Genomic DNA, 21,302 nt, shown 5'->3' on the forward strand with positions numbered 1-21,302 from the left:
CGAAAGGGCCTGCAATCGGGTCTCACTGTCAGTCTCTGGATGCACCACCGCCTGCTAGTCCCCGGAAATGCGGGACTATTCTGGCGCCGGTGGAAATCAACTGTCGAGACAGGACTGTGTGGCGGAGGGAAAGGGACTGCCAGCGAACCATCTCTCGTGCCTGCGTCGGACAGACAGCGGTTGTAGCGAAAACCTGCGGGCCATGCCAAGACACCGATTTCGGCAGCAAGAGCACAGCCAAATCTCGTCGCATTCTGTCTGGATTCGTGGTAGGCATCTTTACCAATCAGTGCTGAGTAACAATGATGACCTGACGGTAGTTCTACCCCTAGCACCCCAGCAACCACAGATTGAGATCGAATTCCTTTACTAAGCACACCGAATTCAAAATCCACAACTCAAGGACATTAGGAGCCTCAAGAATATATGAGAAACATCCTACGGATCGGCGCCCTATCCCAACCTGAGATTCCAGAACAGCTTGAAGCTTTAATCGAAGCAATATTTCGGGAACAGTTCAAAAAGCTCAGCTTGATACTCGGACAGAAGAATATTTCTCTAGTTAGCGCCTATGAAGACAAGGCTAACGAATTAGCCTGTATTTCAGCCATTGAAGAGGGTCTGAATCTTGAAATTGGCCCACTTCAAATAGCCTCAAATCTCGATGAGACCGACGCCAAAATAAGAAGCAAGATATATAGAGTATTGGAAAATCAGCCGGCAACAACTGTTGTTGATCAGCAACTTTCAGAATCAGATATAATCTCCCTTTGCGATATACTTATTCTTGTGTTTGACAAGTCAGACCTAGATAAATTTTCAATGTTTGAGTTGATACGAGAAAGCTTCTTTGAGGGCCAGCAGGGTGATCCGGCGACAGAGAAATTATCAATTGAAATAAACATGCCCACACTTTGGACACCAGATGCGGACGGCGAGGTTCACTTCGAATACATATTGCGAGCGCCAGGTCAGCGCGATGCATCCTCGGAAATCGAAATTCCAGAAAGAATTATACAGCAATGGACGAAAAGAAGGGACACTAGATCGCACTAAGATAGATACCAAAGTCCGCCACGCTTTCAAAAAAAACGTTAGCTTCTTCTGGCAATTGTATTCGCGATGATCGAGAGAAGAAGGCCAAGAGTAAAATATCCCAAGACAACTTCGCTAATGACGAGAATTTCCCCGTAAACGTTCTCCGCTGTTACGTCGCCGTATCCCAGCGTCGTGTATGTAACCAGCGAGACGTAGAAAGGTGTAAACCAGCTTTGAGCGGAGTTGGAATAATCCATCATCCCCCACCCCAGCCACATATCAAACGAAAAAATGATCCCGTACAACGATGCGAGAAATAGTGCGTAAAATCCCACTTTTAGTAGGCTACGGCCGTGATCAAAAAGCCCCCACGCCTTGAACAACGCGAGCTCAACGGACTTAGCAAATCCGCTTGGCATATTCGAAATAGAAGCGTCCAGGGTGTCTATATAGTCTTGATCCCTAGCGTCTCGTACAAAAAGCGCGTTTCCGTAAACTGAGTCTATGCCGCGAACTCCAAGGTAGCGCCCACTCATGTCTTTTAAGTTGCCGTAGACGACGCCGGTCACATTGGCTCCTTCAACCCGAGCGGTGCAGAACGACGCGCGCGAGATATTTGCGTTTTCCAGGCAGGCATCACGAAGGTCGGCGTTTGTTAGGTTTGCATCACGGAGGTCCGCGCCAGTGAGATCCGCTCCGGCAAGGTTTGCTCCACGCAGATCTGCGCCAGAGAGATCAGCCTCCGTTAGGTCGGCGTTCTGCAGGTTTGCAGCCGTCAGTGTGGCAGTGCTCAGTGTCGCCTTGTATAGTCCGGCATTCGAAAGATCCGCACCTGACAGTTCCGCGCGATCCATCTTTGCGTGCTTTAAGTTTGCAGATGACAGCCTGGCTTCGAAAAGGTCTGTGCCGGTGAGATCAAGTCCTGAAAGGTTGCGTTCCGCTAGGTCCGCCTCGGAAAGGTCAGCTCCCGCGAAGACGGCAGAAATATCGTGGTAATTTGAGAGGAAAAGATCCCAGTCCGTCACTTCGCCTTTAAGTGCCCGTAAAGCCTGATCAAGTCCCGGAGCTTGTTTGCCGGCCATTTCTTTCAAATCAAAATTCCTCACGCTCTATCGATGAACCAGCGACAGTATTTCTCCCAAAACGCCTTCCACATCTCCGCCTGACTTTTGGATGACATCGCTGACACTTGTCTGCAGACGTTTGCGGTCTTCAGTGTTCAGCTCCATCGCGGTCACAATAATTATTGGGCAATTGGCTGAGGGGTATTCGCTTGACCTGAGCCTTTCGAGAAACTCAAAACCGTCCATGACCGGCATCATGAGATCAAGAAGGATCAGTGAGAATTCTTGTTGTTCCGTTTTCTCAAGCGCAATTTTGCCGTTCTCGGCTTCGTCGACTTCCCAGCCGTCGCCTTGAAGCGTGCGCGCCATGGTTTCACGAGCAGCCGGGTCGTCTTCAACTACAAGTGCCATCTTTTGTCCGCTAGATGCATACTTTTTAACAAGACTGGACAGCTTGTCTCGATCAACAGGTTTTTGAAGGGACTCAACGGCGCCAAGCGAATAGCTCATGGCCTTGTCTCCAACCATCGAAATCATGACGACCGGAATATCTTTCAGGTTGTTGTCAGCTTTAAGTCGGCGGAGGACGGTCCAGCCGTCCATCCCGGGCATCATCACATCTAATGTTATGAGGGCAGGCATATGTTTTGCCGCCAGTGCCAGGCCCTCGGCCCCGTTCTTGGCCAATAGTACCGAACAACCTTCAGTTTCCAGACGCTTCTTTAGAAGTTCTCGGGCAGAGGCCTCATCATCAATGACAAGAACCGTGTTTCGCGCGGAGAAATCCTCAGCGGGCTCAGAAGAACCGGTTTCGGCATCCAAGTCGGGTGGTGATTGACCCGATTTTGACTCACTAATTCGCGCCTCCTCTTCAAGACCCTGATGCTGCTTTTCGACTCGTATGGGAAGTGTAATGATGAAACTGGAACCCTCGCCGATAGTGCTTTCGACTCGAATACTGCCCCCCATCATTTCGCAGAACCTCTTCACGAGAGCGAGCCCGAGCCCCGTCCCGCCATAGTCGCGCGTGGTTGACTCATCGGCCTGAGAGAACTCCGAGAAGATATGACCAAGCTTGTCTTCAGGGATGCCAATGCCCGTGTCGGTAACGGCGAAGCGAATGGCAGGCTTATTCGATATGGAAGCAGCGTTTGCGGAAAGGGTAATCTTTCCTTCCTTTGTAAACTTCGCCGCGTTGGAGATCAGATTGAAGAAGATCTGGCGAACTTTCGTTACATCGCCGTGCATGGTGTCTAGTTCCTGATCTATATCCAGAACGAGCTCGTTGGCATTCTTTTCGATAAGGCTAAGTGCTGTACTGGCAACGTCTTTGGCAATGTCCTTGACGGCGAAGTCTTCAAGGAAGAGATCCATTTTTCCAGCCTCGATCTTGGAAAGGTCGAGCACGTCGTTAATCAGGGACAGAAGATGCTTACCAGCGTTGGTAATCTTGTTCAGATCACCGAGCATATCTTCAAGCCCGCCATCTTCAGCATCCTCCGCCAACATCTCTGAATATCCAATGATCGCATTCATGGGAGTGCGAAGTTCATGGCTCATATTTGCAAGGAACGCGCTCTTCGCTTCATTCGCACGTTCGGCCTGCTCGCGCGCTTCTTCGGCTTGCCGTTCCAGTTCAAGGCGTTCAGTTATGTCTTCGACCAGCCCGATATAGAAGATTTCTTCTCCGACTTGAACTTCCTCAACCCGCGCCTCCAGCTTAAAAACCGATCCATCTTTTCGAACGGCGTTAACGATCCGACTTTGACCAACGACCGTTGACGACGCACCATGAATACGGCGTTCAAGATAAAGGTCGTGCTCAACGGCGACGTGTGTTTCCATCAGGATCTTGATGTTCTTTCCAATAACGTCTGACGCATAGTAACCAAATATTTCCTCAGCAGAGGAACTGAATGTCTCAATCATACCTTTTCTATCGATCGAAACGATACCAACGGGGCTGGCTTCAATAATCTTCGATATTCTTTGCTCACTGAACGCGAGATCGCTTTGAATTTTCTTCAGGTTTTCATTCTGCGTGAGGAGCTCGGCCTCATTGCGCTTAATTGTGGTGATATCCGTGACGACCCCGACCAGTCCTCCGCCGCTGATTGGCGTCGTTCTGATTTCAATCGTCCGGCCAGTCGTCGTATTTAGGACAACGTTCGACGAGTGACCTTCGTTGAGAGCTTCCAACCGTGTACGAATTAGCTGTTCAGTATCTCCGAGCCCGTAGTCACCGTTTTCAGCGTGCCAGCGAATGACCTCCTCTTCTGGCTGTCCTGGTTCAACCAGCCGTGTAGGCAGAGCCAGCATTTCGGTGTAGCGCTCATTTGCCAGGACATAGTTCATGTCGGCATCGAGCATGTAGATGCCGTTCGACATCTTCGACAACGCAAGCTGAAGCTGAGCCGATGCTTCGTTCAGTTCGGTCGTCCGTGCTGCCACGGTTGTTTCCAACATCGACTTTTGGTTTTCAACTTCCTCAAGAGACTGAATGATCGATAGGCGTAACGCTTCGAAATTCTGCGCTAGCTCGCCGATCTCGTCGCTTGTCTGCACCTTAATAGGCTCGTTTAATTCACCAGCAGTTAATCTCGCGGCGCTGCCAGATAGCAATCTAAGTGGACGGGTAAGCGAAATTGAAAATAGATAGGAAGCATAGATTGCGATGGCCAGAACTATAGAGGCAACCAAGATCAGTCGGTCAATCAGTTGGTCCGCATCGCGCAGGGCTTCTTCGCGATCGATCTCGCTCATAATGACCCACTCTAGTCCCGACAACTCAAGCGGACGATAAGAGGACAAGACCTCGACATTTCTGTAGTCGGGAAAGATTTCTGTTCCGGTGCTTCCTGCGAGAGCTGCCCGCGTTCCAATAGTGTCGACCTCTTGCAGACCGACCGAACTGTTGGTGCGTTCAATCTGGTCTATGATCGAGCTCGAAAGGCCAACCTCTCCGATCAACTTCAGATACTCTTCGCGATCTTCGATCAGGAATCTTGACTGATTGCGCAAGAGCTTGTCACGGCCAACAAGATATGCTTCGCCAGATTCACCCAAACCAACGTCGCTCCATGCCTCGTTGGAAGTCATGATCGCGTTGATCCCGCTGAGAGGAAGTTGTACGGCAAGCACCCCAATCGGTATTGGTCCATCGTAAACGGGCAGAGCGGCGAAAGCCGCCGGTGCATCGAATGAGGGGACATACGGATCGAAATCGGCGAAGATGACTTGACCAGGTCTGGCAGCCATTGCTGCCGTTACTGCTCGTGCGAGATTCGTGTTTGAATGCGGGCCGTCGAATAGGCTCGTGCCAAAATCGATTTCACGTTCAACGGAGTACACGATGCGGCCGTCATCAGGTTCAATCAGAAAGACGTCGTAAAAACCGAAGCGGTTCTGGAATTCGCTTAGTGGCTGATCCAATTTTGAAAAAGCAGACCCAAAATATGTTTCAAATTGCGCCTCATTCACAAGTCGTGGATCGACGATGTACTGGTTCTGCAGAAAGATCGCCAATGGGTCCTGCGGTAGCAGTTTGTCAATCAGAGTATCATCTGCAGTGGAACCGGATTCCATCTCATATCGTTTTAGAAAATCCTCAAAGTAGTATTTCGTTAGGTTCTCTTGAGATAGCGATGTAATGAGTTCATCGGACGTCTTTAGATAAACGACGCCCCGTCGAAGTTGTTGGAGGTGCTCTTTCAGAGATGCGCTTTCCGCAATAAAGTTAAGCTCATTCTCGACTTGGGAGAAATAGCCCTCGATTTGTTGTGCCTTGAGCTCACGAACGGCTGTTAGTCTTTCGAACGCCGCGCGCTTCAGCGCTTCATTTGACGAGTACCCAGCCAATACAGCAGCGATACAGACGGCAGCCATGGAGATAACTATGCTGATCGCCGCCAGCTTGGTGCCGATCGTCAACCCCAGTCGTGGTGATTGCCTTTCAGTCGTCATATCTGGGTTCCTTTCATTCGGCGGCCTCTTCATAAAGCAGGACGATTTCGTTCATCCTCGTGAGAAGTTCTTCTGCTCTTTCGTTGAGATGCAGGATTTGTTCTACGGACCCGTCTTCTGTGATCCGTGGGGCCGTTGAGATACGCTCCCTTAGCGCCGCCCAGTCAACTTGAACTGAGTTGAGACGTTCAATGATCGGCTGTGATTTTGCACCTTGCAGCGCTCCGGGGGTTACCCGGTTCAGAATATTCAGCGATAGGCTGAATCTGTTCATGATTCTGAAAAGTTCCTGGCGAGCGTCACCTGATATCGCGGAACTCCGCGTCAGGCACGACAGCAAAATCAATCTTTGAGTGAACATGCGCTGTCGACCCGAGATATTGATGAGCATTGCCATCTGCTCGGATAGCTCTGCGCTTTTGTAGACCATCTCGATCAGGTTGACCGCGGCATCCATTTCGGTAAGGGCAGGAACGTTGAGGTCCGAAATCGCCTGAAGATGCTCTTGCTCGACGCGTCGGCGCTCGATTGCATCACGGATGGTCTGACCATACGGGGCAAAGGCATTGTTCGCTCTTGTCAGCGCACTCAAAACCGAGGCATTGGTTTCCTGCTCAAGTCCGAGCTCTTCGTCTCCGTCCTTCAGCCCAGATTCGGCTGTCTGATGAAGCGCCAGTGTCTCTGCAGCAGCCGCAAGAAGTGGGGCTGGATCGGGGTTCTGATAGGCAAGGCAGACAAACTTTCCGGCTCGCTGGATCAGCATCCGCTGGCGGCCTGACAAGTTGATTCTGTGGGGCCCATCAGAATGCTCTGCTTGCGCGAGGAGATCCGTCGGATTTACAAAAAGCATCGAGGCAAAGATGCCCCCGCCCATGAGCATCGCCCGGCGTTTGAAGAGCTTCTGGGAAGACTCCATTCCACCATTTCCCGTTTTGTTGGCAGAGTTCTTGTTCATGGCCGTGTTCCAACGGGCGTTGATATTGAAGCTTGCAGCTCGCTCTCCTGATGAATACCAAGCTCAGCGATATTGAGCCCTGCGATCTCTTCCTCTTCGGTTACCCTGAATCGGAAAACCGCGTTGCCGGTGTAGAATACGAGAAAGGCCATACCGAAAGTCCAGATACCGTAGACAAGCACGCCCAGACCCTGGACACCGATCTGTTCAAGACGGCTCAGCCCTGTGCCAAGGGTTTCGAGATCCCCGTAGAGACCGGTTGCCAGAGTGCCCCATATCCCGGCCCCCAAGTGCACAGGTATTGCTCCGACCGCATCGTCGATCTTCAGGGTTTCGAGGATCTGGCTGAAGAAGACGACGATCATGCCACCAACCAGGCCAATCAGGGCGGCGGACCCTGTCGAGACGGCGAAACAATTCGCGGTCACCGCAACAAGTCCGCCCAGTGCACCGTTGATGAACTGATCCACGTCGAGCCGCTGATTGACCGCGTAACGCAGACCTCCGGCCGAAATTGCGCCGACACATCCCCCAACAACCGTGTTGATCAGAATAGACGGCACGGTGTCGTCCAGCACCAATGTGCTTCCACCATTGAAGCCAAGCCAGCCGATGAAGAGAAGAAGAGCCCCAAGTGTGGCGGTGGGCATGTTCGAAGGGGTGATAGTGTGGGCGCCAGAGCCGTGATAAAAGCGCCCCAAGCGCGGGCCCACAATCAAGACGAGCGCGAGGCCCGCCCAACCCCCAACGCTGTGAACCACCGTCGATCCCGCAAAATCCACAAACCCCAACTCAGCAAGCCAGCCTTTCTCCCCTAACGAACGTTTGGCCCAACTCCAGTGCCCAGCTATAGGATAGATTAGCCCTGACACGATCACCGCGACGAAGAGATAGGCCCCGAACGTCATCCGCTCCGCGACAATTCCAGACAGGATCGTGACCGAGGTCACACATAACATCACCTGAAAAAGGAAAAACGCCGCAAGATATGGTGTGGCCTTGGCGAAATCGAGTGCGAACAAATCTAATCCGATCCACCCCTGATAACTCAGACCATACATCAGCCCGAAGCCCAGAAGCCAAAACGCCAGAGCCGATACACAGAAGTCACAGAAGTTCTTTATCGCGACGTTGATGTTGTTCTTCGAGCGGGTCATTCCCGTTTCGAGGCAAAGAAAGCCCGCTTGCATCAAGAACAATAAGGCACTGGCTATGACCACCCAAAGAAGATCGATTTGCTCCATCAACTGATCCTCCGCCGAGAAAAGCGGTTTCGATGCAGCAGTTTTGTATTCGGAACACATCGAGCGTGAAAATGTTTCATCCAGCGCTATCCGATGAAAGTCGTTCTGCTGTCTGCATCTCGCTTTCGTGCTGCATCCCATGTTCTGAGATGTTGAGCCCGGCGATTTCTTCCTCTTCAGTCACCCTAAACCGGAAAGCAGCGTTGCCGGCGGAGAATAAAAGAATTGCCACGCCGAAGGTCCAGATGCCGTAGACAAGAACGCCCAGACCTTGAACAGCGACCTGCTCGAGGCGGCTCAGCCCTGTGCCAAGGGTTTCGAGGTCCCCGTACAGCCCCGTCGCCAGGGTGCCCCAAATCCCGGCCCCCAGGTGCACTGGAATTGCTCCGACCGCATCGTCGATCTTCAGGGTCTCGAGGATCTGGCTGAAGAAGACGACAATCATGCCACCGACGAGGCCGATCAGAGCTGCGGACCCTGTCGAGACGGCGAAACAATTCGCGGTAACCGCCACAAGCCCGCCCAATGCACCATTGATGAACTGATCGACGTCGAGCCGCTGGTTGACGGCGTAACGCAGACCTCCGGCCGAAATTGCGCCGACGCATCCCCCGACGATCGTGTTGATAAGGATAGACGGCACGGTGTCGTCCAGCACCAATGTGCTTCCACCATTGAAGCCAAGCCAGCCGATGAAGAGAAGAAGAGCACCAAGTGTGGCGGTGGGCATGTTCGACGGCTTTATCGTGTTGGCGCCTTCGCCGTCATCAAAGCGCCCCAAGCGGGGGCCGACAATCAAGACGAGCGCGAGGCCCGCCCATCCGCCAACGCTGTGAACCACCGTCGATCCCGCAAAATCCACAAACCCCAACTCAGCAAGCCAGCCCGATCCACCTGTGCCGTCAAGGCCGGCCCAACTCCAGTGTCCCGCAACGGGATAGAGGAGCCCTGACACGATCACCGCAACAAAGAGATAGGCCCCAAATTTCATTCGCTCCGCAACAATTCCCGAAAGGATCGTGACCGCGGCCCCACAAAACATCACCTGGAACAGAAAAAAGACAGCGAGGGACGGGGACGTCTTCGCAAAATTTAGGGAGAAAAGATCCGATCCAATCCACCCCTGATAACTCAGCCCGAACATAAGCCCGAAGCCAAGCGCCCAGAACACCAGCGTAGACAGACAGAAGTCCGCGAGGTTCTTGATCGCGACGTTGATGCTGTTTTTTGAGCGGGTCATTCCGCTTTCAAGGCACAAAAAACCACCCTGCATCAGGAAGACCAGGGCACTGGCAAAAATGACCCAGAGCAGATCGACGTTCGTCATCATGCGAACCGCCAGAGCTTGCTCATATGAGAGCCTTGCCTTGTCACACGTTCAGCCACCCTTCTATTTTTTCAAGAAGTCGCTTTATGTCGACCGGCTTGGTATCGTAGTCGTCGCAGCCGGCACCCAGGGCCTTGTGACGATCTCCAGCCATTGCATGTGCGGTCAGCGCGATAACTGGGATGCTTTTTGTTTCGTCGCTAGCTTTGAGGTGCCGCGCTGCGTCCCAGCCATCCATGACCGGAAGGCTCATATCCAGCAATATTATGTCGGGGCTCTCCTCTGAGGCCATCTCGACACCGCGCTGGCCGTCAAACGCCATCACGACGTCGTAGCCCTTCTTCTTGAGCCTGCGAGACAGCATGTCTCGATTCATCTCATTGTCTTCAACCAGAAGAATTTTTACCATCTTTTCTTCCCTTCCTTTTCTTCTTCACCGGGGTATCGGAACGACGCCTCAGGCGGCGTCTGTTCGCGCCGACGAATCTTCTGCTAGCCGAGCCTCAACGAGTTTTCGCAGATGCATCTCGAGCATCGTGTCGAGCTGTTCCTCGGTTTCAAACATATGAAAGGCTCCGATATAGGAGCCGTCTTCGCCAATCAGCCAGCGATCGAGATACTGGCTGAGCTTGTCGATCTGGTCGAGCCTGTCGAGAACCACATCACGATCCTCGAGAGATAACGTCGGTGCCCCCTGTTTTCGGTAGAGTAGCATCTCCGGAGAGCCTTGCTGCTTGAAACCGCTTAGGGCGTCCTCGAATTCGAATGCCGTACCAGACTCATATCGGGTTCCGTCGGGTCTCAGGATCGTGTCGGGCAGAGGCGAGCCGATGCGAGACCAAAGAATACCAACGTAGATTTCCGTCTCATGCGGTGGGTGGATCTGAGCCTGGAAGGTTTCAGAAGCCAGCATGGGCTCCTCTTCCCATAGGATTGGGATCAGATAGGCACGTCCAAAAAACTCCTCGTTGAGACGCCCGATAACAGATTTGGCGACGCGTCGTTCGGGAATGACGTCGCCGGGTGAAGAGATAAAGATCCGGAATTGCTTTGAAATGTTCTGACGCAGACGAACCTTTTCAAGACATGCACTGATCCGCGCTTGAAGCAAGATCGGATTGAACGGCTTAAAAATGTAGTCTTCGGCACCCTGAAGGATACAGTCGACCATCATTTCAATGTCGTCAGACGCAGATAGCATAATCACCGGGATCGTGCGCAGGCGAGAAGACGCCTTCATTCGTTGCAGGGTCTCAAGGCCAGACAGGCCGGGCATCATGTAATCAAGCAGGACAAGATCAAATCGATCGGTTTCGAGGATGGCAAGGGCCTCCTCTCCGCTGGACACCGTCCGCGCCGAGTATCCCATGCGTTTGACCCGCCGTCTTAACAGCTCGCGGTTTGACGGGTCGTCGTCTACCAGCAAAAGTTCGCCCCCATGACCGATTTGACTGTTGATTATCGAAATGTTTTGTTGCGGAGAGCGTTTGCCTTCTTTCTTCGGGGCGGTTTTTTTGTCGGTGTTTTTCTCGAGCAAACGTTGCGGGATGGCATCTACGAGACTTAGCGCGGCTCGCCCCGCTTCGGCGATATTTTCCAGGTCAGATATGAACTCAGCTTCGTCGAGGTCTGTCGCCTCCTCGAAGATCATTTCCGAATAACCGTTTATGTGGTTGAGTTGCATTCGAAACTGAAACTGAGCGTCCCCAACATTGACCTCTTCAGGTGAGACCGTCGAAGCGCCCAGGAAATCTTCTATTAGGGCAAGCATTTTGTGACCTGCATTCTGGATTGCTTGCAGGTCTCCCGAAAATGTCTTCAGGAGATCAGGCGGCAGATCTTCCTCGATCATTTCGGCATAGCCGATGATATGGCCAACGGGCGTGCGAAGATCGTGGCGCAACTTTGAAAGCTGCGCTTTGAAATCGCTGATATGTGCCACTTCCTCAGTCATCCGGCCGACGGCGGTTCGTGTTCACGGTGGTAGCGGTGCGCGCTCCACTGGACCACATCCATGAGAGAACGTTCCGCCAAATCCGAAATCACATCTTGTGCGTGAATAGGATCAGAAATCGCCTCGAGACGTCGTTCAGCGAGCTCGAACAACTCTCCCTGGTTTGCGTACTGCCAAAGCAACTCACGTATTGCCATTTTCGTTTGGTAGATTTCCCAAACGGCAAGCCAAAGCGGCAAGAGGCCCATGAGGAAGACCACGAGGGTCTTGCCATCGAGGTCGCCGATATGGAAACCGTAAAGTGACTTCTTGAAGAAGAGCAGCGAGACGGCACCGAGAAACGCTGCGAGAAACAGATACTTCTTTACTGTTTCAAGACGCTCGTGCTCACCATGCAACTGGTGATGCTTTCGCGAGAAGTAGGCCGCTTGATCCTTGACCCACCTTTCCGAAACCGCCGCAACTCTTTCTTTTGCGTGCACTGTGCTTTCGTAGGTCAATGGTTCTGTGCATCGGATTGCATCGCCAATCCATCCAAAGCCCTTGAAACGCTCGATACCGGTCAGTCGCAAGAGGCGCCGCGTCTGGCCTGTTGCACCACCTCCGGACAAGACAAGGAAGAAGCGGATGCGGAGTGCCTCGGCCAGCGCGCGGAAAGCGAGGTGACGTCCAAACCACCCGCGCCTTGAACCGATGGCAAAAATTAAGAAACCTCCTGCGAAGAGAGCCACATAAGCGATGAGAAACAGTTTCAGTGCGGCAATCTTCGCATAGAGCAGAAATGTCAGCCCCATCAGGGCTGCCATGAGCCCAAAGAGCTTAAAGAGACGATCCGATTGACGTTGATTTGCGAGGGCAAGTTGATCTGCACGTACGAAATCCACGTCGATCGACGAGGCGACCTCTGATATCTTGACATCATCGGGCGCAGAGATCGGATAGGCAGTCAGATCGGTGCCGATTTCTGTGTCCCGCTCGAGGGCATACTGGTCAAACTCGCGCCAACGCTCCACTACGAAATCAGGGATATCCGGCAGGCGGCAGATAAGGCCCGTAGCACCCGCCTGTACCAGATAGCTTGTCTGCACGTCCCCCTGTTCAAGCTCATCCGTCTGCCTGGGGACTTCGATCCAGATCGCGAGGTCTGACCGATCATCTGCCAACCCGGCGTCGACAACCGCTTCGAGTTTGCGGGCCTGCCGTGCCTGCGGCTCTGAACCAGAGAGGTAGCGAACGACAACGTCGGACGATCCGCCAGTCAGACCCGTCACCTCGCCATCCCAAAGAGCAACTAGGACATTCGAACGCCTGACAAGGTAATCCATGAGCCGCGCGTAGAGGGCATCACGAGCCGCGCCCTCTTTGCAGTCGTCCTCCCCGGTCCCGTGAGGGAGTGGTAACTCCTGCACTTTGATGCGTTCGTCATCCAAAAGTCTGATTAGGTTGGAATGGGCTTCGCCCTCAAAGTCAGCCTCGTAGAGCGCGCGGGGCATCGGCAGAACCGCGCGCACGGGCAATCCGATCTCAAGCGCAACCTCGGTGGCGAGCGTATCGGCGCCCTGAGCCAATCCAGTGACAAGTTCAACCGGAAGGGCTTCAAACCGCTCCCGCATAGCCTCGAGCTCATTTTTTAGCGCCGCGCGTATGTCAGCAACGGCTTCAGGATGAATGTCACGGTGCCCCGTAAGGCCAATGGTGAAGACAAACCCTGATTTTGCCACTCCGTCACCCATTCTGCTCTCCCTCGATGTTTAGTGCCCATTTTGGCGCCTCCAGTTCGAGTCGTTTCGAGATGTCCGCAAGTGCTTCGCATTCCTCCTGGGTCGGCGTTCCGTGAACGCCCGTCATTACGACGGCAATCGAGTGGGCGATTTGTGATCCGCCCTTCATCTCGCTCGCCCGGTCGAGCATGCCGAAAACTCGACCATCCCGCGCCAGAACATCATCACGGGCTGCAAATTCGCGGAACAATTCGAGTCCATGGTCAATATTCACGTGTCTGAGCAAGTCCGCCTCCGCCATAGCGCGCCGAAGAAATAGTTCCTCATCCTCATCCACGTCGCCTCGGCAAGCCGCGATGATGGCAGCACCTGCCATTGTCGACTTCAATACATCTTCGTGGCGAACCTTGGATGACAGAAGGCTCATGAAGTGATGCAATGCCGGACGTTCCAGCAATTCTCCCACGTTCTGTCGTAGCTCTTCGGAAAGTTTGCGGCGTTCTTCAGCATGCAGAGCTGCCAGCAGCTCTTTGTGGGCGACTTTTGCATCTTTTTCGCGTTGCTGAACGCGAGCAGCAAGATCATCCTGGAGTTTGCCGTGGATTTCGGGATGATCGGATATCAACTTTCGGACGGCCTCGTCAGGAATATGAGCAACCACTGAATATTGTTCAGCCTGCGCGAGGTAGTTTCTTGGTGCCGACTCCACGAAACTTTTCAAGCCAAATATCTGGCCTTCCTGACAGTTTTCGACTTTGATTTCGTGCAACTCTTTTTCGTCTATTGGCTGATAAAGCGCGACATTCCCGCTAAGGACGAAATAGAGCCCATCTGACGGCGCGCCCGGCTCATAGAAGCAAGCCGGTGGATTGAGCGACAGAATCTTGGCGGCATCGGCCAACTGGGACAGATCTGCCTCCGGGCACTCCGCAAAGAGTCCCGATTTCGCAAGCTGTTCGGCGACCTTGTCCTTCCCGAAATCCGCGGCGCCAGTCTGGTCGAGTTTCTCCCATTCGTCGCCAGTTCCCAGCCAAGTGCGGTTGATCGCGATGCGCAGCCGATGCTTCCTCATCGCACTCCAGATGGCCATCACCATCTCATTCTGGGCATCCCACCAATGATCGTCATCATCGAAATGCCACCGAACCCTCACTTCAATCCCCTCGCTCGTATATCCGAGCATATTGAAGTCGGGTTTCGGATCGCGGCGTACGAACCTCGAATTTTCAAGCTCCTTTGCGATCGCGCGGATGGTCAGTTCCGGAGGAGATGACAGTTCCAAAATGAAAGTCAGGAAGTACCGAAACCGACTGGTAGGTTCGCTGAAGTTCAGAATGGTTCGGTCAGCGACGCCACTGTTGGGAAAGATGTAGAGAGAGTTGGTATGCGGGTTTTTGACCGAAATCGAACGCCAGTTGATCTCATGAACTTGACCATACACTCCGTCGATCTCGACATAGTCACCGATACGCAAGGCCTGGGTGGCGTTGAGAGCAACGCCGGAAAAGACCTCCTTCAGTGTCGATTGCGCGGCAAAGCCCAGCACCAGAGCCGCTACGCCCGATGTGGCCAGCAAACCTCCGATTGGCTCATCGTAGACGAAGTGCATCACCAGCAAGATGGCTGCAAGGTAGATGGCAACCCCAACGCTTCCCGTGACAATGACCGGGACCTTCCGCTCGCCATGATCCGAGAGCAGTCCATCCCAAAGGACGACGCGAACTACACTGTTCAACAGAAAGGCAAAACCGATGGCCGTCGCAGCAAGAACGGCTCTCACCATAGGCGCGACAAGAGAGTCTGCTCCGAGGACGCGAAGCCCGGGACCGATCGTGAAATCGAGGACCACCAGAAGGCCAATGAGTTCTGCCGATGCCCGGATGCGGTGAACCCGCCCGGACACATAGACAGTCGCGATGCGCACCAACAAGAGGGCCGTGCATGCCAGAAGGCCGAACAAGCCCAAGGCTGGTATAACCTGCTGTAAAACTTCCATTTTTACCCCCCCCTCAAACTTATTGATTATTGAATGTATGTATGTAACGGTTTCGTGAGGAGTGTCAAACTGCCGAAGGCTTTCGAAGAGAGCGGGCAGGTCGACTGAACACAACACAGTAAGGGAGAAGGGTTTGGTTTTCAACTGGGACGACGAGGCCGAAACCAAGGCCGGCTACACCGCAGCAATCGAAGCGGTGCTTGGCCTGGCCGCTCAAAAGATGCCGGTCACGGAGAAGGCCGTCGAAGAGTGGCTTGATGTGTCGCTGAGCGGCATCGACGAGCATAAGCACATCCGCCGTCATGCGATGGCAGTCGCGATGCGGATGATCCGCGGACCGATGCATCCCCCAAACTAGGGAACCGTGGCCTGAGGGCTGGACATGATGCGCCACTGTCCGGATGGCCCTGCGCACAAACGCACAACAAGAAGAAGGAGAAAATCATGGGAAACGCTCGGCTCGACTACATCTGGCTGGACGGCTACGAGATCGCAAATATCCGGACAAAGGCACAAATCCATCCGGATAGCTCGTATAACGGGTCTGTCGAAGACACCCCGAAATGGGGCTTCGATGGCAGTTCCACTCAGCAGGCCGAGGGCCATGATTCCGACTGCATCCTGCAGCCGGTTCGTGTCTATCCAAACCCCTTCAGACAAAACGCCTATCTCGTTTTGTGCGAGGTTTTTCATCGGGATGGACGCCCCCACGAGACCAACACGCGAAATCTTATAGATCGGGACTCCGAAGCCGAATTCTGGTTTGGATTTGAGCAGGAATACATTCTGATGACCTCAAATGGCCGTCCTGTCGGCTTTCCGGACGGCGGTTTTCCTGAGCCCCAGGGCCCCTATTATTGCGCCGTCGGAGCGCACCGCGTCGAAGCGAGGGAATTGGTTGACGAGCACTGGGACGCTTGCCTTGCCGCCGACCTGGGTGTTACCGGGATCAATGCCGAGGTCATGCTGGGTCAGTGGGAATTTCAGTGTTTTGGCAAGGGCGCCCTTCGCGCGGCCGACGACCTGATTGTAGCAAGATTCCTCCTTCAACTCATCACCGAGAGGTACGATCTCATTGCGACCCTCGATCCGAAACCGATCTCTGGGGATTGGAACGGCTCTGGCATGCACTCAAACTTTTCTTATGACTACCTGCGCGATGTTGGCGGACAAGACTATATTGAAGCGCTCTGTGAGGGCTTCCGCCCGTTCCACCAAGATCACATCGATGTTTATGGTGCCGGAAACGAACGAAGGCTGACTGGGTCTCATGAGACGGCCTCTATCGATCAGTTCAGCTTTGGCGCATCGAACCGAGGCGCATCTATCCGAATTCCACTCTATACCACGACACATGACTGGAAAGGGTATCTTGAAGATCGGCGCCCGGCTTCCGATGGAGACCCATATCTGATCGTCGACCGTATCATGCGTACGGTTAAAGTGGCGCACGAAGAAGCGCTAAAAGCCGTCTAGCTAGAAGGAGTGGAATGTAGGATGGCGAGGATCGAGATACAGAAAACTATGTTTGTGGACGGTAAGGAGGTGCACGTTTCCGAACGTGCACCTGTCACCGATGCGGCACACTTAACCGGGGGCGAAATGAAGACTCTCACTGAAAAGCTCGGGTGGAGCATAGACGGTCAGTTCCACATTTTAGACGCAGAGGGGAACCTCATTCTGGAATCGAAGCTGGAGTTCTGCTGAGTTCGGCCGGATTAGCTGACTAGGAGTTATCAGCTGAAACCAAGTAGCTGGACTTCGATTTTCGGCAGTCCTCCTGAAGCAGAAATTTCAACGACCCGCAGGATGCAGCTGACTCGGCTTTTTGGCTCCGAGGCTAGGAACGCCCACTTGAAAAATAGAGAAAGAGGGAACGGCATTTGCCCACTTACGAAACTCAGAAGAAAGGGCTACCCATAGGCCCAAAATTTCTTGGTATTTTCGGTTTGTACTTCTTTATCAGTTTGGCTCTGGGCATACTCAGCCTGACACTGACGGCGAACTATGACGGTGTTGCGGTCATCTGGTTGCCTGCCGGTTCTGCTCTTGTTGCATTGGTCTTCATAGAAATGCGGCTTTGGCCAAGCGTCGCTTTGGCATCTTTGGTCTCCAACCTGTACTTTGGATCAAGCATCCAAGCCGCCGTTGGAATCGGAGTCAGGAGTGCCCTGGGTGCGATGATTGCCACCTTAGCCCTGCGTAGTCTCGGTCCATGGGGGTATCTCTCGATCTTTTACAACGCCCTAAAGCTGGGCACCTTCGGAGCAGTAATCAGAGCGGCCATTAGCCCCGCAATTGGTGTCGCATCACTCTATTTCGCTGGAATTGTACCCATATCAGATTTCGCGAAAAATTGGGCTCGGTGGGTTCTGGGAGATTCAGTCGGGATCTTTTTGTTCAGCTCGTTCGTCCTGATTTATTGCATGCTATGGGGGCATGAAAACAACAAAGTTGAGTAGTGACGTAACGCCATTCACTTGGCTTCACGAAAAGAATGATGCGCTATTTCGATTGCAAGCCACAAGCCAGAGAAACGGCACCCCTGTAATAGGTCGACGATAAAGCTGAGTAGGAAGTAGGATTTATGAAGACAGGCTGGAAACAGGAGTTGAAGGAAAACTTGCGTGGCGCCGTTGTTGTCCCAAGTATCACTGCCGGTTTGGTTGCAGGTGTTCTGACCGTCACCTTCATGTTTTCATATTCGGCCGTAATATTCACCGGTGAGCTCTCCGCTTACGTGCCACGAGCGACAGGGCAACTTCTGTTTGGTGGTGTTGTAATTGCGCTTGTCATTGGGCTCTTCAGCGAGCTTCGCGGCGTCGTGGCTTTGCCGCAAGACAACCCGACGGCAATCATCGCTGTCATGATTGCGACTCTCTCACAACTTCCCGGGAGCGCGCTCACTCCTGAAATGCTGTTTGCCCAGGCAGTCGTAATAATGGTGGTGTCAACTGCTCTTTCAGGCGTGATCTTCTACCTCGTCGGCCGGTGGCGGCTTGCGGCATTTGTTCAGCTGATTCCATATCCAGTGATCGCTGGTTTTCTAGCGGCAACGGGGTGGCTGCTTTTCAAGGGCTCCTTCAGCGTTATGGCAGATCAAACGTTTGATTTCATCCAACTCAGTGCGCTCGGCGAAGTGATGTATCTGTGGCTGCCCGGAGCCGTATTCGCTCTCATTACACTCTTCGTTTCCCTCAAATACTCCAATGTTTTCATCATGCCCGGGCTCATCTTAAGCGCGGTGGCACTCTTCCATATCACTTTGTTCCTGAGCGGTGCTTCAAGCCAGGAAGCCATTGCCGAGGGGTGGTTGTTGCAACCATTTGGGGAGGGCGCGTTGTGGCAGCCAGTACCTCTTTCCACCTTCCTTGCAGCCGATTGGACATTGTTTGTGACAGAGTTCACCGGGTTGGCCACTATTCTTTCGATCGCGCTCATCTCGGTACTTCTGAACCTCACAGCGCTCGAGTCAGCCTTTAACCGTGACATAGATGTCCATCGCGAGATGCGCCTAGCCGGTATTGCAAACCTTCTTGCTGCGCCCGGCGGAAGCCTCGTCGGATATCATTACGTCAGCCTCTCTACTCTTGGGCGTCGGATGCGTGGAGACAGTCGGCTCGTCGGGGTCGTCGTCGCAGTGTTCTGCCTTCTTACGATGACAGTCGGAGCTGGTGCTCTGTCTGTCTTCCCAAAATTTGTGCTTGGCGGCTTGGTAATGTTCATCGGACTGGGCTTCCTTTATGATTGGGTGGTCAAAAGCTGGTCTAATCTCGGGCGCGGTGACGTTGCGATAATATTTGCGATCCTCTTTGTCGTCGAGTTTATCGGGTTTCTGGAGGGTGTAGCGACCGGCGTGGCCGCAGCTGCTGTGTTGTTCGTAGTCAGCTACAGCAAGCTAAATGTTGTTCGCTTGGTGATGGATGGAAGTGATTTCTCGAGCAACGTCGATCGCCCGGATGACCACCGAAAGGCCTTGTCCTCCGAGGGGCAGAAGATTCTATATCTCAAACTCCATGGTTTCATCTTCTTTGCATCCTCAATCAAACTGTACGAGGAAGTGGTAGGAGCCCTGACAAGAGAAGCTGGCCCGCCTGAGTTTGTAATCCTTGATTTTCAGCTAGTGTCTGGTCTGGATACTTCTGCTGTTCACGGTCTGGTCAAGATCAAGAAGAAGGCGCTGGAAGTCGGAACGCAACTCGCCTTGGCTCACGTCCCCGCAGAAATCGATCAACAATTGCATGAAGAAGAGTTCCTTGATGGCGACGCTGTTATCGAGCCAATCTTTAAGGATGCAGACAGCGCCCTGGAGTGGTGCGAAGATTTCCTTCTCAGAACGGCTGGCGTTGATCCAAGCCCAAAAGCTTTGCCGATTGATGATAGGTTGATTGAGGTTTTTAAGGCCAAGGCTGTTGTTCAAAAGTTCCGAAGTTACTTGGAAACGACTGAATTCTCTCAGGGCGACGTAGTTTCACAACCCGGCATTAAGCAGCGTTTGCTGCACTTCATCGAGCAAGGGACCGTTTCCATCTATCTCGATGAATTGGATGGCGAAAAGCATAGAATAAGAAGCGCGGGCCCTGGTTCGATGGTCGGCGTCGCCAGCTTTTTTAGGCAAGGAAACGTGGGGACGCTTGCGGTAGGCATAGCGGACAGCAAAGGAACCGCGCATGTTTTGACAGATGTCGCATTCGAACGCATGAAGTCCGAAGATCCGGAACTGGCCCTGACGTTCCAGACGTACGCGCTCAATTACGTTTCAGATCGGTTGGCAAGCAACTTGCGAACGCTTGCTTTGGTCCTTCGCCTCGAAGAATAATATAGCAGTCGGGAATTTTACTCTGCCTAATTTGACCGACTCGTGGATAAGCAATTATTTTGCTGTGTTTAGGCTCCTAGGCGCCATTGATTTCCGGCTTGCAGCGTGGTTCATCTCGCGGAAAACGAGCGGCGATAATGCGTAACGTCATCGCATTCAGTATAGATTTAGGGGTTGGAACAACGGGGGATTTCTGGTTCATCGAAGCTCCTTTGGAGCGAAGATGAAAGATCGGTGGCACCAAAGTTGGCGCGCTTCTGGGTGAGGCCGTTGTTATTCCCAACGCAGAGCTAAGAAAGGATTTTGAGTTCCTTATTAAGCAGCGCGGTACTCTGCTTGCGAAAGGGCGCATTTTGGGTTTGCAGTTTAGAGAACTGTTTCGTGACGGCCTTTATTTCGAACTTTCCAAGCACGCGAATGCAATGGCTTTACGACTTTCGGAAGGGTTGCGAAGAAAGGGCATTGAGTTTTCGGCGGAAACTGAAACAAACCGGCTCTTCCCGATCCTTGAAAACACACAAATTGAAGCGTTGAAGCGAAGTTTCGATTTCTATGTTTGGGAACCAGTTGATGACAAGAGATCAATAACTCGCCTGGTCACCTCTTGGGCAACGCCCGAAGAAGCGGTTGGCGCTTTCATCGGGGCGCTCTGAGTCTATCCTTGCCACCCAGGCCTGATCGATTGTGTACCACGTTTCTGTCAATTGATGTGAGAAACCAGACCTTCGCCCGATCGAGATGAATGGCAGGTTTTGTACGCACCTGTGAATTTGGAAAACAAATATCGCTGCGCTCTACATGAATGGCTGCAATTGCCGCCGCGGTGCGAATAAAATTTTTGCGTCGGTGCAGGAATTTTCATGCTGCGAGCGCGCGCAGCAAGTAATTGACACTTCCGCTCAGGGCTCAGTGCGGTCTTTCGCTGTGATGGGTGCCAACTTCAGCAATGCGGGACAAAGCTCCCGTTCGCTGCGCTTCGGCGCTCGCTAACTCGGTGAACGGACGTCATGCGGACAAGGTCGCCAACTGTTTGTAACAATCCATCGTGAGGTTCTGAACCTTGCGCGGACGACACGTCTTTATCCTCAGTGCCAGCCTCGCAGAGTTTTTGCGCAACGTGGAATGTCGTGTAGCCTGACGTCGCACCTAATGTGAGGATTCGGACGATGGCCGGAGAAGTCAAACATGAAAATGAGAGCATTTGGGATTCAGCCGCTCCGG

At 53.0% G+C, this 21,302-nt stretch carries 16 protein-coding genes; 7 read left to right on the forward strand and 9 right to left on the reverse strand.

What is annotated here, in order from left to right; all coding sequences use genetic code 11:
• Positions 1-426: 426 nt before the first annotated feature.
• The gene (locus BOA8489_RS18820; protein WP_093975858.1) at positions 427-1,056 is read left to right on the forward strand and encodes a hypothetical protein; all 630 of its coding nucleotides are present in this window, start codon (positions 427-429) and stop codon (positions 1,054-1,056) included.
• A gap of 38 nt (positions 1,057-1,094) precedes the next feature.
• Here the strand turns inward: BOA8489_RS18820 and BOA8489_RS18825 are convergent, their stop codons facing one another.
• The 9 genes from BOA8489_RS18825 to BOA8489_RS18865 form a co-directional block, all read right to left on the reverse strand.
• On the reverse strand, positions 1,095-2,120 hold the full coding sequence (locus BOA8489_RS18825; protein ID WP_093975859.1) for a pentapeptide repeat-containing protein: 1,026 nt from the start codon (positions 2,118-2,120) through the stop codon (positions 1,095-1,097).
• Positions 2,121-2,147: 27 nt separating this feature from the next.
• Complete coding sequence (locus tag BOA8489_RS18830) at positions 2,148-6,065, reverse strand: response regulator (RefSeq protein ID WP_176440370.1); 3,918 nt, start codon at positions 6,063-6,065, stop codon at positions 2,148-2,150.
• 13 nt (positions 6,066-6,078) lie between these two features.
• Positions 6,079-7,020, reverse strand: coding sequence for a type IV pili methyl-accepting chemotaxis transducer N-terminal domain-containing protein (locus BOA8489_RS18835; RefSeq protein ID WP_093975861.1), 942 nt, complete (start codon positions 7,018-7,020; stop codon positions 6,079-6,081).
• Positions 7,017-8,264: an ammonium transporter gene (locus BOA8489_RS18840; RefSeq protein ID WP_176440371.1), complete on the reverse strand. Its 1,248-nt coding sequence runs from the start codon at positions 8,262-8,264 to the stop codon at positions 7,017-7,019. The genes BOA8489_RS18835 and BOA8489_RS18840 overlap by 4 nt, the downstream gene beginning before the upstream one ends.
• 76 nt (positions 8,265-8,340) lie before the next feature.
• Positions 8,341-9,594: an ammonium transporter gene (locus BOA8489_RS18845; protein ID WP_093975863.1), complete on the reverse strand. Its 1,254-nt coding sequence runs from the start codon at positions 9,592-9,594 to the stop codon at positions 8,341-8,343.
• 40 nt (positions 9,595-9,634) lie between these two features.
• A complete protein-coding gene (locus BOA8489_RS18850; protein WP_093975864.1) occupies positions 9,635-10,000 on the reverse strand; it encodes a response regulator in 366 nt (121 codons plus the stop codon).
• Positions 10,001-10,048: 48 nt separating this feature from the next.
• Positions 10,049-11,533, reverse strand: coding sequence for a response regulator (locus tag BOA8489_RS18855; protein ID WP_176440372.1), 1,485 nt, complete (start codon positions 11,531-11,533; stop codon positions 10,049-10,051).
• Positions 11,534-11,541: 8 nt separating this feature from the next.
• Complete coding sequence (locus BOA8489_RS18860) at positions 11,542-13,278, reverse strand: hypothetical protein (protein ID WP_093975866.1); 1,737 nt, start codon at positions 13,276-13,278, stop codon at positions 11,542-11,544.
• Entirely contained in the window at positions 13,271-15,262 is a 1,992-nt protein-coding gene (locus tag BOA8489_RS18865) for a mechanosensitive ion channel family protein (protein ID WP_093975867.1), read from the reverse strand. The genes BOA8489_RS18860 and BOA8489_RS18865 overlap by 8 nt, the downstream gene beginning before the upstream one ends.
• A 133-nt stretch (positions 15,263-15,395) precedes the next feature.
• Between BOA8489_RS18865 and BOA8489_RS18870 the strand changes: the two genes are divergently transcribed.
• The 6 genes from BOA8489_RS18870 (at position 15,396) to BOA8489_RS18895 (ending at position 20,734) form a co-directional block, all read left to right on the forward strand.
• Positions 15,396-15,620, forward strand: coding sequence for a hypothetical protein (locus BOA8489_RS18870; RefSeq protein ID WP_093975868.1), 225 nt, complete (start codon positions 15,396-15,398; stop codon positions 15,618-15,620).
• Positions 15,621-15,706: 86 nt separating this feature from the next.
• On the forward strand, positions 15,707-16,738 hold the full coding sequence (locus BOA8489_RS18875) for a glutamine synthetase beta-grasp domain-containing protein (RefSeq protein WP_093975869.1): 1,032 nt from the start codon (positions 15,707-15,709) through the stop codon (positions 16,736-16,738).
• A 21-nt stretch (positions 16,739-16,759) separates the two neighbouring features.
• A complete protein-coding gene (locus BOA8489_RS18880; RefSeq protein ID WP_093975870.1) occupies positions 16,760-16,969 on the forward strand; it encodes a hypothetical protein in 210 nt (69 codons plus the stop codon).
• A 176-nt stretch (positions 16,970-17,145) separates the two neighbouring features.
• Complete coding sequence (locus BOA8489_RS18885) at positions 17,146-17,724, forward strand: MASE1 domain-containing protein (RefSeq protein WP_093975871.1); 579 nt, start codon at positions 17,146-17,148, stop codon at positions 17,722-17,724.
• A 125-nt stretch (positions 17,725-17,849) separates the two neighbouring features.
• A complete protein-coding gene (locus tag BOA8489_RS18890; RefSeq protein WP_093975872.1) occupies positions 17,850-20,081 on the forward strand; it encodes a SulP family inorganic anion transporter in 2,232 nt (743 codons plus the stop codon).
• 353 nt (positions 20,082-20,434) lie between these two features.
• Positions 20,435-20,734, forward strand: coding sequence for a hypothetical protein (locus BOA8489_RS18895; protein WP_093975873.1), 300 nt, complete (start codon positions 20,435-20,437; stop codon positions 20,732-20,734).
• Positions 20,735-21,302 lie beyond the last annotated feature (568 nt).

Source organism: Boseongicola aestuarii, from assembly GCF_900184815.1.
Lineage (GTDB): Bacteria > Pseudomonadota > Alphaproteobacteria > Rhodobacterales > Rhodobacteraceae > Boseongicola > Boseongicola aestuarii.

What these genes read in the sequence shown, in the direction of transcription:
- BOA8489_RS18820 (WP_093975858.1), top strand. Translation starts at nt 427, where the DNA reads ATGAGAAACATCCTACGGATCGGCGCCCTATCCCAACCTGAGATTCCA.
- BOA8489_RS18825 (WP_093975859.1), bottom strand. Translation starts at nt 2,120, where the DNA reads ATGGCCGGCAAACAAGCTCCGGGACTTGATCAGGCTTTACGGGCACTT.
- BOA8489_RS18830 (WP_176440370.1), bottom strand. Translation starts at nt 6,065, where the DNA reads ATGACGACTGAAAGGCAATCACCACGACTGGGGTTGACGATCGGCACC.
- BOA8489_RS18835 (WP_093975861.1), bottom strand. Translation starts at nt 7,020, where the DNA reads ATGAACAAGAACTCTGCCAACAAAACGGGAAATGGTGGAATGGAGTCT.
- BOA8489_RS18840 (WP_176440371.1), bottom strand. Translation starts at nt 8,264, where the DNA reads ATGGAGCAAATCGATCTTCTTTGGGTGGTCATAGCCAGTGCCTTATTG.
- BOA8489_RS18845 (WP_093975863.1), bottom strand. Translation starts at nt 9,594, where the DNA reads ATGATGACGAACGTCGATCTGCTCTGGGTCATTTTTGCCAGTGCCCTG.
- BOA8489_RS18850 (WP_093975864.1), bottom strand. Translation starts at nt 10,000, where the DNA reads ATGGTAAAAATTCTTCTGGTTGAAGACAATGAGATGAATCGAGACATG.
- BOA8489_RS18860 (WP_093975866.1), bottom strand. Translation starts at nt 13,278, where the DNA reads ATGGGTGACGGAGTGGCAAAATCAGGGTTTGTCTTCACCATTGGCCTT.
- BOA8489_RS18865 (WP_093975867.1), bottom strand. Translation starts at nt 15,262, where the DNA reads ATGGAAGTTTTACAGCAGGTTATACCAGCCTTGGGCTTGTTCGGCCTT.
- BOA8489_RS18875 (WP_093975869.1), top strand. Translation starts at nt 15,707, where the DNA reads ATGGGAAACGCTCGGCTCGACTACATCTGGCTGGACGGCTACGAGATC.
- BOA8489_RS18880 (WP_093975870.1), top strand. Translation starts at nt 16,760, where the DNA reads ATGGCGAGGATCGAGATACAGAAAACTATGTTTGTGGACGGTAAGGAG.
- BOA8489_RS18890 (WP_093975872.1), top strand. Translation starts at nt 17,850, where the DNA reads ATGAAGACAGGCTGGAAACAGGAGTTGAAGGAAAACTTGCGTGGCGCC.